This window comes from Streptosporangium canum (genome assembly GCF_900113865.1).
Classification (GTDB): Bacteria; Actinomycetota; Actinomycetes; order Streptosporangiales; family Streptosporangiaceae; genus Streptosporangium; species Streptosporangium canum.
Map to the genome: position 1 here is coordinate 63,356 of NZ_FOQY01000025.1, position 12,114 is coordinate 75,469.

Here is a 12,114-nt window from a genome sequence, read left to right on the forward strand (position 1 = left end):
CGCCGTACCCCGTCACCGCGGCCGGGCATCTGGTTGAATCAATCTTGAGACAACACGTCGGCTGAGTCGGGGGGCCGCGGGCGTGCCGCGGTTTTCTCCGGGGGGTGTGGATGCCCGGGCCGTCAAACGTGCCTGATCATCGTGGTCCGCGACCGCCGAGGCGGTCGATCTCGCTGGCGGCCCCCGCCGCGGCGGGAATCGCCGCCGCGGTGGCCAGCATCCTGGCCACGTCGCTGGATGTCTGGGACCTGCCCACCGAGGCCAAGGTGGGCGTCACCGTGCTCGCCGCCCTCCTGGTCGGCCTGCTCACCTGGGCGACCGCCGGCAGCCGGGCGGAGAAGCCCGCCGCCGGAGACGGCCCGTCCTGGCGCCCGCCCGACCAGTGGCCCCCGGTCTCCGCGCACTTCACCGGGCGGACCGAGTCGCTGGCGGAGCTGCGCCGGGTGTTCGCCGGCCACCAGCGCTCCCGTGGCCGCGACGAGGACAACTCGCCGCTGGTCGTCTCGGTGTACGGCAGAGGCGGGGTGGGCAAGTCCATGCTCATCGCCAGGTTCGGGCACGAGGTCGCCGACCGCTTCCCCGACGGGCGCCTCTACGCCGACCTGCGCGGCGCGGTGGAGGCGCCGATCCAGGCCGAGGAGGTGCTGATCGGCTTCCTGCGGGCGCTGGGGGTGCGGCTCACCACCGACCCCGGCGGCCCGGCCGAGCTGCGCAAGCTCTGGCTGACGTGGACCAAGGGAAAGCGCATCCTGATCGGCCTGGACAACGCCCAGGACGGAGACCAGGTCAAGGACCTGATCCCGGCCGAGCCGGGATGCGCGGTCATGATCACATCGCGGCAGCCGCTGTTCCTGCTCAACACCTACGACAAGCAGCTGTCGGTGTTCAGCCAGGCGCAGGGTGTGGAACTGCTGGCCCGGCTGGCCGGGGACGACCGGGTCGCCGCCGACCTGGAGTCGGCCCAGGAGATCGTCCGGATGTGCGACCACCTGCCGCTGGCCATCAGCATCTGCGGCGGCCGTCTGGCGACCCGGGAGAACTGGACCCTGCGCGAGCTCGCCGACCGGCTGAGGGACGAGCGCCGCCGCCTGGACCACCTCGAACTCGCCCGCAGGCTCGACAAGAGCGTGCGCGCCTCGCTCCAGCTCAGCTACGACGACTGCACCGGCCTCCAGCGCCGCCTGCTGCGCCTGCTCAGCCTCCTCACCGCCCCCGACGTACCCGGCTGGGTGGCGGGGGAGCTGCTGGCCGCCTCCGAACTGGACGGGGCCGACCAGCTCGAGGCGCTCATCGACACCCAGCTCGCCGAGTGCTCGGGCATCGACTTCTCCGGCGTGATGCGCTACCGGCTGCACGACCTGGTCCGCATCTTCGCCCACGAGCTGGCCGTCTCCGACGAGGACGACGACCACCGCAGGGCGGCCATCGAACGGGTCCTGTCCGGCTACCGCCGCCGGGCCGAGACCGCGGCCATGGCCCGCTGGCCCCAGGACTGGGGCCGCAGCGGCAGGAACGCCGACCCGGCGACCACGACCGTCGCCCAGGCGTCGGCGGCCGACTGGCTCAACGCCGAGCGGCTGACCATGGTCGCCATGATCAACCAGGCCCGCGCCCTGGAGATGTGGGACCTGGCCTGGGGCCTGGGCCGCGCCTTCTGCTCGCTCTGCCACTCCCTGCGGGCCTACTGGTCCGACTGGCGGACGGTCGCCGAGATCGTGTGCGAGGCGGCGGCCCACATGGACGACCGGCGGGCCCTGGGCATCGCGCTGCTGGACCGGGCGGCGGTGAGCGGCGGGCAGGGCAGCCACGCGGTCGCCAGGGCGGACGCCGAGCGCGCGTTGGAGATCTTCACCGACCTGGGCGAGTCCTGGTGGTCCGCGCGGGCGATGCGGGCGGTCGGCATGGCCCTGTTCAGCGACGGCAACCTCGACCCGGGCCAGGGCTACCTCCTTGCGGCGATCACGGCCTTCAAGGGCGAGGAGGACCGCTGGTGGTCGGCCAGGACGCAGCGCAACCTGGCCGAGCTCCAGCTCGCCCAGCGCAGGCCCGAGCAGGCCAGGAAGCTGCTGGAGGACGCCCTGGAGGTGTTCAAGCACGACCGCAACCGCTACTCCGAGGCGCAGACCCTGCGCGCCTACGGGGAGGTGCTCGGCGCGACCGCGCGAGCGCTGCACACCCAGGGGGAGACCAGGGCCGCCGCGGAGGACTTCACGCGGGCCGGGTTCAGCCTGGACCGGGCGGCGGAGACGTTCCGGCTCAGAGGGGAACTCTGGGAGGAGGCCAGGTGCCTGCGTGCGGCCGGTGAGGTCGGCAACCCCGCCGACGGGCTCCGCGAGCTGACCTACGTACGGCGGGCCACGGAGATGCTGGCCGCCCTCGGCGACTCCTGGGGCGTGGCCCGCAGTGAGCTGTCGGCGGGACGCGCCCACAGCCGGCTGGGCCGTACCCGGGAGGCGCGGGAGTCGCTGGAGCGGGCCGTGCACGCCTTCGAGGAGCTGGGCGACCGCTGGTGGATGGCCCGGAGCCTGCGCTATCTCGGCGAGGCGCACCTGGAGGCGGGTGACCACGCGGCGGCGCTCTCCCCGCTCAGACAGGCCCAGGACATCTACCGGAGCCTGGGCAACCAGGCCGGGATGGGCCGCACCCTCGAACTCCTGCGCCGCGCGGGGGAGTGAGCCGGCCCGGCCGCGACCGCGTGCCGCCGGCGGGGCGTCGCCGTCGCGGCGCCGAGCAGCCGGGCGTCCGTCCTCGGCCGTGGCCCGCGCGACGCGGGGCGTCGCCGTTGCGGCAATGAGCACCCGGCGTTAACCGCGCGGCCATACCCCGCCATATAGGCTCGTGAGTGATGAACAACTTCACGCGATGGATTGATCTTGAAGGTGCCGTCAACGTGCGCGACCTCGGCGGGCTCGCCACGGTGGACGGCGGGACCACGCGCTCCGGCCGGGTCTACCGGTCGGACAACCTGCAGGGGCTGACGGAGCGCGACATCGCACTGCTCGTCGGCGAGCTGAAGCTCCGTCACGTCGTCGACCTGCGCTCCGGCGCCGAGGTGTCCCTGGAGGGCCCCGGGCCGCTCACGGTCGTGCCGGAGGTGAGCATCCACCACCACACCCTGTTCGCCGAGGGGGGCAGGCACACCGACGTCGAGGCCGACACGATCGACGCCGACAGGGTGCTGCCCTGGCAGGAGCGGGCCGAGGAGGATCTCGCCGAGCTGAGGGTGACCGGCTTCTACTACTCCTACCTGCGCGACCGCCCCGACTCGGTGCTGGCCGCCCTGCGCGTCATGGCCGGCGACGACGGCGCCGCCGTCGTGCACTGCGCGGCGGGCAAGGACCGCACCGGCGTCGTCTGCGCCCTGGCCCTCGAAGTCGCCGGGGCCACCCGGGAGGCGATCGTCGCCGACTACACGGCCACCGGTGAGCGCCTGGAGGGCATCCTGGCCCGCCTGCGCTCCAGTGCCACCTACCGCGACGACCTCGACTCCCGCCCGGCCGACGACCACCGGCCGCGCCCGGAGTACATCGAGCAGTTCCTCGGCGTCCTCGACGACCGTTTCGGCGGGCCCCTGCCGTGGCTCGCCTCCCACGGCTGGACCGAGACCGACTCCCAGGCGCTCCGCTCCCGCCTGCGCGACTGACGTCACCCGCGAGGGATCGGAGGTCCCTCGCGGGTCTCAGAGGGCGACGACCCGCTGCTCGGCGGCCGACCGGCGGGCGGCCTCCAGGACGGTGAGGGCCTCGACCACCTCTCCGGGGTCGACCGGCGGCGGGGCGCCGTCCCGGAGGCTCGCCGCCACCGCCCGGTAGAAGCCGGCGTAGGCGCCCGGCTCGGTGCGGACGGGGCGGCCGGCCTCGTCGGTGCCCAGGGTGCCCCACCGCTCCCGCGGCTCCTCGCCGAAACCCGGGGAGTCCGGGGTGAGACCGGCGCGCAGCTGGTCCTCCTGGATGTCCAGGCCGTGTTTCACGTAGCCGGCCTCCGAGCCCAGGATCCGGAAGCGCGGACCGAGCCGGGGCGCCACCGCGCTGGCCCACAGGTGGGAGCGGGCGCCGCCGGCATGGGTCAGGGCGATGAAGGTGTCGTCGTCGGAGGCGACCCCGGGACGGCGGATGTCGGACTCGGCGTAGACGTGGGTGACCGGGCCGAGCAGGCGCAGGGCCTGGTCGACCAGATGGCTGCCGAGGTCGTAGAGGAGGCCGCCGACCTCCTCGGCGCCGCCGAGCTCGCGCCAGCCGCCCTTGGGGGTGGGCCGCCAGCGCTCGAACCGCGACTCCAGCCGGCTCACCGTGCCCAGTTCCCCGGAGGAGACCAGCCGCTCGGCCGTCAGGAAGTCGCCGTCCCAGCGCCGGTTCTGGAACACGGTCAGCATCAGGCCGAGCTCGCCCGCCAGCCGTACCAGGCCGCGGGCCTGCGCCGCGGTCGCCGCCAGCGGCTTGTCCACCACCACGGGCAGGCCGGCCTTCAGGGCGGCCTCGGCCAGCGGGACGTGGGTGCGGTTGGGGGAGGCGACCACGATCAGGTCGCTGGAGTCCCACAGCTCGGCGGCGTCACCCACCGCCCGCGCGCCGTACTTCTCCCGCACCTCGGCCGCGCGCCCGGGGTTGCCGGTCACCACGGCCGACAGGCTCAGCCCCGGGGTCGCGGCGACCAGCGGGGCGTGGAAGAACGCCCCGGCCACGCCGTACCCGATGAGGCCGACGCGCAGGTCAGTCACCACGCTGCTCGTCGCGCTCGGCGAGGAAGGCCTCGAACTGGGCGGCGAGCTCGTCGCCGGTGGGCATCTCGGAGGGCTCCGCCATCAGGTTCTCGCGCTCGGAGCCGGCGGCGAACGCGTCATACTGCTGCTCGAGGCCGGTGATCGCGGTGGACAGCTCGTCGGAGGCCTCGATCTGCTCGGCGATCTCGGTGTCGGTGCTCTCCGCGGCCTCGCGCAGGCTCTCCAGCGGGAACACCAGCCCGGTGCTCCTGGTCACCGCCTCCAGGGCGGTCACCGCCGCCGCGGGATACTCCGCCTGGGCCAGGTAGTGCGGGACGTGCACGGCGTAGCCGAGGGCGTCGTGGCCCTTGGCGCCGAGCCTGAACTCGATCAGGGCGGCCACGCTGCCGGGCACCTGGACCTTGCCGAAGGCGCTGGTCTGGCCGGTGACGAGCTCGGGGCGGGTGGCGTGACCGGTGACGCCCAGCGGGCGGGTGTGCGGGACGGCCATCGGGATGCCGTGGGTGGTGACCAGCTTGCTCACCTTCAGCCGGGTGGCCAGCGCGCCGAGGGCGGCGGTGAACAGCTCCCACTCGCGGTCCGGCTCCGGGCCGGTGAGCAGCAGGAACGGCGTGCCCGTGGTGTCGTGGACCAGGTGGAGGGCGATCTCGGGGCTCTCCACGCTCACCCACCGGTCGGTGTCGAAGGTCATGATCGGCCGCCGGGACCGGTAGTCGAGCAGGCGGTCCACGTCAAAGGTCGCGACGACCCGGTGCTCCAGCTCGTTGAGCAGGTGGCCGATGGCGAGCCGTCCGGCGCCACCCGCGTCCACGAACCCGTCGAAGTGGTAGAGCAGCACCGGATCGGTCAGCTCAGGGACGTCTCCGCTGAGCCGGTAGAGATCCGTCGGGTCGAACACCGTGTTCCAGCCTTTCGTCGGTCGTCTCTTCAGATGAACCCGTGGGGCGCCCGGTGAATTCCGCCTACCCGCGGCGATCACTGGGCACCCTATCGGGGCACAATGGATCCCATGCAGCCTGACCCGGAGCTCGAGGAGTTCGCGACCCGCCTGTTCGACCTGGCCAGGACCGGGCAGACCGAGCAGCTCCGCGCCTACGTCGAGGCCGGGGTCCCGGCCGACCTGTGCAACGACCGGGGCGACACGCTGCTGATGCTCGCCGCCTACCACGGTCACCCGGAGACGGTCCGGGCGCTGACCGCCCTGGGCGCCGACCCGGGGCGGGCCAATGACCGGGGGCAGACGCCGCTGTCCGGCGCGGTCTTCAAAAAGGAGCCCGAGGTGGTCCGCGCCCTCCTGGAGGCGGGCGCCGACCCGGACGCGGGGAGCCCTTCGGCGACGGACGCGGCCCGGATGTTCGGCCAGGACGAGTACCTCAAATGGTTCGGGCATTAATCCTTATTTAGGGTCCGTCATTACTGTCAGATATATATGAAAGCACTCAGAGTTAGGCCATTCTTGACGGGTGGGAACTACTGCTACGCACAGGTTCAATCAGCCCCTCCGTCTGCCTCCGCTTCTCTGTCCCTTCCCGAGCGAAGTCAATCCCCATGTCGAGCAGGTCGACAAAGAGACCCTCGAATGGCTCATCGACTCGGAAATGCTGGACGACGCCGAGACGGTGGAGCGCTACAGACAGGCGAAGTACGGATGGCTGTCCGCCCGGACATATCCCTACGCCGAGCATCACACCCTCCGGCTGGTGAGCGACTGGTGCGTGTGGCTGTTCGCCTTCGATGACGCGTTCTGCGAGTCGGACAGGCGCGCCGCCGAGATAGCACGCGCACTGCCGCAGTTCTACGCCGTCCTGGAGGATCTGAACGCCGGCTCCGAGGTCGACGACGTGTTCGCCAAGTCCCTGCTGGAGATCAAGGGCAGGATCGCCGCCTACGGCGACGACGAGCAGCTCGACCGGTGGCGAAACGTCACCAAGGACTACCTGTTCGCCCAGGTGTGGGAGGCGGCCAACCGGGAGGACGAGGTGGTGCCCTCCCTGGACGACTACATCTTCATGCGGCGGCGGACCGGGGCCATGCTCACGGTCTTCGCCCTCATCGACGTCGCCAGCGGCCGCGGCCTGAGTGCCGACGAGTGGCGCCACCCCGGAATGCGCGCGATCACCGAGAGCGCCAACGACGTCGTCGTCTGGGACAACGACCTCATCTCCTACGCCAAGGAGAGCGACAGCGGCAACTCCCGCAACAACCTGGTGAACGTGCTGGCCGAGCACCGGCACTACTCCCGCCAGGAGGCGATGGAGGAGATCGGCGAGATGCGCAACCAGGCCATCGCCGACATGGTGGCCGTACGCCCCTCGCTGGAGGCGCTCGGCTCGGAGGCGGTGCTCGCCTACGTGCGCGGCCTGGAGTTCTGGATCAGCGGCAGCGTCGACTACTCGCTGACCAGCTCCCGCTACACCGACGCCTGGCGGGCGGCCCGGCGGCGCTCCACCCGGTGATCACATCTGGGGGAGCGGATCGTCCGATTCATGGTCGCCGAGTGCGAGCTCGATCAGCTCCTCCAGATTCAACTTCTTGCCCTGCGCGAACGCCTCCTCGTGCGCCTGCTCGCCCAGGACGCGCCTGCACTCCTTGACGCACCGGTCGTGCTCGGGGTTGAAGAACGGCGAGTTCATCTGGGGCATCCCGAAGGTGCGCCAGTTCGCCTGACCGGCGCCCATCAGGCGGGCCGCGAGCACCGGCTGCCCGTCATCCAGTGCCTGCTTGGCCACCACCTCGATCGCCAGGCCGATGCCGAGCACGTCGTGGAAGTTGCGCTTGAGCCGGAGCGCCTCGCGCGCGTTGGCCATGGACTCCGGGGCACGGCCCATCGCCTGGTGGACGCTGGCCAGCGCGTAGATGGCGTAGGAGCGCAGCCACAGCTCGCCGCGCTGGGTGCAGACCGCGATGCAGTCGCGCAACAGCACCTCGGCCTCGGCCGGATCGTTCTGCATGAGCAGCACCATCGACAGCTCGACGATCGAGGGGAGCAGCCCCGGGTTGAGCTCCCGGCCGCTCTTGTGGAACTCGATCGCGACGCCGAGCAGCGCGCTGGCCTTCTGCAGGTCGCCCTGGAGGAACGCGGCCGTGCCGAGCATCTTGGTGGCCAGGATGACCGCGCCGGAGTCGCCCACCCGGACGGCGTCCGAACTGCACTTCTCTGCCGCGTCGACGGCGCCGGAGATGTTGCCCTGCGCGCTGTTGATGTAGGAGAGCACCCACAGCGCCTTGCACCGCTCCGGAGTCGGCTGGGACGTCAGCTCCAGGGTCTTCTCCAGATAGAGCCTGCCCTCGCGGGCCAGCCCGCAGGCCACCCACATGAACCACAGGGAGGACAGGAGCTTCAGCCCTGCCTGGACCTCGGAGGGGTTGCGCAGGCAGTAGTCCAGGGCCACGCGGATGTTGTCGTGCTCATGGCGCATCCGGATGTACCAGTAGACCTGGCGGGCGCCGGACCAGGCGTCCTCGCTCCTCGTGGCGAGCTGCAGGTAGTAGTCGCGGTGCCGCTCCCGGACGGCGGCGGTCTCGCCGAGCTTCTCCAGCCACTCCTCGCCGTACTGGCGCAGGGTGTCGATCAGCCGGTAGCGGTGCCCCGAGGGCGTGCCGTCGCTCAGCAGGATGGACTTCTCCACCAGGCTGGCGACGAGGTCCATGACGTCCTCGGCGGGCAGGCTCTCCCCGGAGCAGACGTAGCGGGCGGCGTCCAGCTCGAAGTCGCCGGCGAAGACCGACAGCCGGGCCCACAGGAGCCGCTCTGCGGGCTCGCACAGCTCGTGGCTCCAGCCGATCGCGGCGCGCAGCGTCTGGTGGCGGGGCAGCGCCGTACGGCTGGCGCCGGCGAGCAGACTGAACCGGTCGGCCAGCAGGCCGAGGATCTGCTCCACCGACAGCGCCCGCATCCGGACCGCGGCCAGCTCGATGGCGAGCGGGATGCCGTCCAGGCGGCGGCAGAGCTCGGCCACGGGGCCGATGTTCTGCTCGTCCAGCATGAAGTTGGGCACCACCGCGCCCGCCCGCGCGGTGAAGAGCTGCACCGCCTCGTTGCTGAAGACGTCTTCTCCGGGCGAGTCGCCGGGGACGGTCAGCGGCGGGATGGTGACCGTGTGCTCGCCTCTGGCGTTGAGCGACTGGCGGCTGGTCGCCAGGATGGTCAGGCCCCTGGCGCTGCTCAGCAGATCCTCGAAGAGCGCGGCGCAGGCGTCGACCAGATGCTCGCACGTGTCGATGATCAGCAGGATCTCGCGGTCGCCCAGCCACTCGACCAGCGTCTCGTCCGCCGAGCGGGAGGACTGGTCGGCGATCCCGAGCGCCGAGGTGATCGTGTGCCTGACCATCCCCGAGTCCTGCAGCCGGGCCAGGTCGGCGAACCACACGCCGTCCCTGAACTGGCCGCGCATCAGGTGCGCGATGCGCAGCGCCGTGCGGGACTTGCCGACACCGCCGATGCCGGTCACCGTGACCAGGCGGTGCTCGCGGAGCCGCTGCCGGAGGGTGGTCAGCAACCTGGTGCGTCCCACGAAGCTGGTTAGCTCGTTGGGGAGATTGCCGTCTCGCCGCCATCCTGATGGCGTTGCCATGGCCGCCTCACGGGGGGTAGCTGACACTGCATCCGCATCGTACCCGCCGGACCCCCCGGCTGTCCTTGGGGCCGCGGGGCTACGGTGGCGGGCTTTCCGCCGAAGGGGAGACACGCCTTGTCCCCGATGGAGAAATGACTCACCGTCACGGTGGCTAGCATGGAGGCGTGACATCGCATGAGCCTGACGACCTGCGCCCCGTCGACCTCTCCGACGACGGGCCGCCCATCCTGCCCGACCAGACCAGCGACGACACCGACCTGGGGTGGGGCGACTGGCGGGAGCCGGACGACGACGCCCGGTTCCTGGAGGACCGTCCGCCCCACTGGGGCTAGCCCGCGTCCGGGGCGGTCGCGGGGCGTGCCCAGGGGAGCCGCGCGATCGCGGCCGACCGGACCGGCGCCGCGAGCCCGGTCGGTCCACGGCCCGGTCAGTCCACGGGGAGAAGGGTCCCCAGGGGGCCGAGGTCGAGGTTGAGGTCGGACGGGGACAGGTCGAAACGCTCGCACAGCTCGGTCATGGCCTCTTCGAGGCGCATCAGGGTCAGCCCCAGCGTCTCGATCTGCTCGTCGGACAGGTCACCCTGGTCCATCCGCCGCACGCACTGCCGTTCCACCAGCTGGCGTACGAGCTCGACGAGGGTGAGGACGAGACAGGTCAGATCCCGCTCGACCCGCTCGGGGTCGGTCTCGACGCGCCAGCGGCCCGAACGCGCCGTGTCCGGCGCCGCCGCGGCGCTCACCGCGAGAGGCTCACTCGCGGGCCGGTTCATATCCGTGCTTGTCATGTCCGTTCTTCCGCTCGGTCGTGAAGGACCCGTTGACAGAGGTGATCAGCACGCGCAGGGAGACGCGCACGAGGTCGATGTCGGCGATGGAGAGGACGAGGTCCCCGGTGACGACGACGCCACCGGCCAGCAGCCTGTCCAGCAGGTCGACAAGTGCCACCCGCTCGGGCGGAAGGCGCCCCTCGGCGGCCAGCGCGGCGCCTCGCGACCTCTCAGCCGCCATCGCGTGACTCCGGATCACCGGCGTCGAGGTCCAGGTCGAGGGTGGTGAAGGAGTAGGGCGCCCAGGGGCCGGTGAGCTCCACGTCGATCCCCTGCCCGCGGAGGGTGTCGAGGACGGCGGCGAACTCGTCGCCGCGCTCGTCGTCGACGAGGTAGGCGCCGTTGAGCAGCATCCACTCGTCGCGGCCGGACAGGCTCGGGTCCTGAGGCCTGTGGCGCCGGCTCGCGACGGCGACGGCCGCCAGCGAGGTGTGGATGCGCTCGGCCTGGGCGGCCGCACGCCGCCAGGCGTCCTCCCGGCCGCGCAGGCTCGCCTGGCGGCGTTTCAGGTAGGCGATGCCGGGACTGTCCGCCTCCGGGGCGTCCCCGCCCTCCGCGCCGGCGGCTTCCGCGGCCTGCTGCGCGTATGCCTTCACCCCCCACTCCTTCCGCCCGGTGACGTGGGAGAGCAGCGTGACGAAGTCGTCGTGCCGCCGTTCCAGCAGCTCGCCCACCTGTTCCTGGCTGCTGTAGACGGTCACGAGCCGGATGGGCGCCGTCGCGGCCGTCTCCGCCACGACCTCCACGACATGGTGGTGGGCGCGGGCCGTTTTCCCCACCCAGTCCAGGTCCTCCAGGGAGCGCCGCAGCGGCTCCTCCCCGAACTGGTCCAGCGGCACGGTGCTCACATAGGCGACGAGCCCGGCGCGCTCGATCGTCCACACGGGCGTGCCGGCCACCCCCGTCAGGCCGGCCGGGTGGGGACGGCCCACGTCGCGCGCGACCGCGTAGACGTACGTGCCGGAGTCAGCCACCGTCGTCCTCCGCTCCGCGCGACCGCCTCCTGGCGGTCCTCCGCCGGGGCTCGACGGGACGGCGCTCGTCCCGCTCGTCGTGGTCGCTCCGGTCGTCCCGCTCGTCACGGGAGTCGTCCCGGCGTTCCCTGCCGCCCGGCTCGTCGTGGAACTCCTCCCGGCGGACCCTGCCGCCCGGCTTGTCGTGGAGCTCCTCCCGGCGGTCCCGGCCCTCCTCAAGCTCTCTGCGGTCCCTGTCAGAAAGCTCTCCCAGGTCACCCTCCGCGGCGACGAGCCGTTTGCGGAGCCGGCGGTTCTCCTCGACCAGGTCGCGGTCCTTCGAGCTGAGCCACGGGTCGTGCTCCCACCAGTCGATGCCCAGCTCCCGGGCCGTGTCCACCGAGGCGATCAGCAGCCGCAGCTTGATCGTGAGCAGCTCGATGTCCAGCAGGTTCACGCGGATGTCGCCTACGATCACCACGCCTCTGTCGAGCACCCGCTCCAGGATGTCGCCGAGGTTGGTGGACGACCCCTGCCGGGCGGGCGCCCTGCCGCCGTAGCCTTGGACCATCGGGGAACCGGAGCGCACGGGATCGGCCATCTCAGTGCGCCTCGCCGTCGTCGCCTCTGCCGCGCTTGTAGCGCCGCGTCCTGCGGTATGAGAGCAGGTCTCCCTCCCGGTCCAGGTCGATCTCGTAGAGTGCCAGGATGTCGCCCGAGGAAGGGACGCGGCGGTCCTCGACGACCTCGACCCCGACCCGCCAGCCATCCTGCTCCGGCTGTACGAAGACGACGCCCTCGGCCTCGCGCCCGGTCAGCTCGGCGATGTGACGCACCCCGACCCGGCCGGCGGTCACCGCGGAGAGGGCGCGCCGACGGGTGCCGGAAGCCTCCTCCTCCTCCTCCTCCTCGTCCGCGATGTCCTCGTCCTCGTCGAAGGCGTCGTCCTCCTCGTCGAGCGGCGCCGCCTCTTCTTCCTCGTAGAGGTCGTCGGAGACGTCCGCACGTTTGTCATGGGTTCTACGGCTGACGGGCACG

The 12,114-nt window shown here is 71.8% G+C and carries 13 protein-coding genes; 5 read left to right on the forward strand and 8 right to left on the reverse strand.

Going from position 1 to position 12,114, the window contains the following annotated elements; translation table 11 throughout:
- The first annotated feature begins 209 nt into the window (after window positions 1–209).
- On the forward strand, window positions 210–2,675 hold the full coding sequence (locus BM085_RS29645) for a tetratricopeptide repeat protein (RefSeq protein ID WP_177245342.1): 2,466 nt from the start codon (window positions 210–212) through the stop codon (window positions 2,673–2,675).
- Window positions 2,676–2,845: 170 nt separating this feature from the next.
- Window positions 2,846–3,643: a tyrosine-protein phosphatase gene (locus BM085_RS29650; protein ID WP_093890171.1), complete on the forward strand. Its 798-nt coding sequence runs from the start codon at window positions 2,846–2,848 to the stop codon at window positions 3,641–3,643.
- A gap of 36 nt (window positions 3,644–3,679) precedes the next feature.
- Here BM085_RS29650 and BM085_RS29655 read toward each other — a convergent pair whose 3' ends face one another.
- Together BM085_RS29655 and BM085_RS29660 are read right to left on the reverse strand one after the other, a co-directional pair.
- Window positions 3,680–4,717, reverse strand: coding sequence for a Gfo/Idh/MocA family oxidoreductase (locus BM085_RS29655; protein WP_093890172.1), 1,038 nt, complete (start codon window positions 4,715–4,717; stop codon window positions 3,680–3,682).
- Window positions 4,710–5,618: a proteasome assembly chaperone family protein gene (locus BM085_RS29660; RefSeq protein WP_093890173.1), complete on the reverse strand. Its 909-nt coding sequence runs from the start codon at window positions 5,616–5,618 to the stop codon at window positions 4,710–4,712. The genes BM085_RS29655 and BM085_RS29660 overlap by 8 nt, the downstream gene beginning before the upstream one ends.
- Before the next feature lie 102 nt (window positions 5,619–5,720).
- On the opposite strand from BM085_RS29660, the gene BM085_RS29665 reads away from it, so the two are divergent.
- On the forward strand, window positions 5,721–6,113 hold the full coding sequence (locus BM085_RS29665) for an ankyrin repeat domain-containing protein (RefSeq protein WP_177245343.1): 393 nt from the start codon (window positions 5,721–5,723) through the stop codon (window positions 6,111–6,113).
- A 70-nt stretch (window positions 6,114–6,183) separates the two neighbouring features.
- A complete protein-coding gene (locus BM085_RS29670; protein WP_342742904.1) occupies window positions 6,184–7,176 on the forward strand; it encodes a 4-epi-cubebol synthase in 993 nt (330 codons plus the stop codon).
- Here the strand turns inward: BM085_RS29670 and BM085_RS29675 are convergent, their stop codons facing one another.
- Window positions 7,177–9,294 carry an ATP-binding protein gene (locus BM085_RS29675; RefSeq protein WP_093890175.1) on the reverse strand — a complete coding sequence of 706 codons (2,118 nt, stop codon included), beginning with the start codon at window positions 9,292–9,294 and terminating at the stop codon, window positions 7,177–7,179.
- 167 nt (window positions 9,295–9,461) lie between these two features.
- On the opposite strand from BM085_RS29675, the gene BM085_RS44730 reads away from it, so the two are divergent.
- Window positions 9,462–9,629, forward strand: a complete 168-nt coding sequence (locus BM085_RS44730) for a hypothetical protein (RefSeq protein WP_012893301.1) — start codon at window positions 9,462–9,464, stop codon at window positions 9,627–9,629.
- Window positions 9,630–9,724: 95 nt separating this feature from the next.
- On the opposite strand, the gene BM085_RS29680 is transcribed toward BM085_RS44730, so the two are convergent.
- Genes BM085_RS29680 through gvpO form a run of 5 tightly spaced genes read right to left on the reverse strand, consistent with a single transcriptional unit; the run spans window position 9,725 to window position 12,113 of the window.
- Entirely contained in the window at window positions 9,725–10,081 is a 357-nt protein-coding gene (locus BM085_RS29680; protein ID WP_245789772.1) for a gas vesicle protein K, read from the reverse strand.
- Window positions 10,047–10,304, reverse strand: a complete 258-nt coding sequence (locus BM085_RS29685; protein WP_093890177.1) for a gas vesicle protein — start codon at window positions 10,302–10,304, stop codon at window positions 10,047–10,049. The genes BM085_RS29680 and BM085_RS29685 overlap by 35 nt, the downstream gene beginning before the upstream one ends.
- Complete coding sequence (locus BM085_RS29690; protein ID WP_093890178.1) at window positions 10,294–11,097, reverse strand: GvpL/GvpF family gas vesicle protein; 804 nt, start codon at window positions 11,095–11,097, stop codon at window positions 10,294–10,296. The genes BM085_RS29685 and BM085_RS29690 overlap by 11 nt, the downstream gene beginning before the upstream one ends.
- The gene (locus tag BM085_RS46240; RefSeq protein WP_245789773.1) at window positions 11,090–11,677 is read right to left on the reverse strand and encodes a gas vesicle protein; all 588 of its coding nucleotides are present in this window, start codon (window positions 11,675–11,677) and stop codon (window positions 11,090–11,092) included. Before BM085_RS46240 ends, BM085_RS29690 begins: the two co-directional genes overlap by 8 nt.
- Before the next feature lies 1 nt (window position 11,678).
- A complete protein-coding gene (gene gvpO / locus BM085_RS29700; protein ID WP_177245344.1) occupies window positions 11,679–12,113 on the reverse strand; it encodes a gas vesicle protein GvpO in 435 nt (144 codons plus the stop codon).
- Between the last annotated feature and the right edge of the window lies 1 nt (window position 12,114).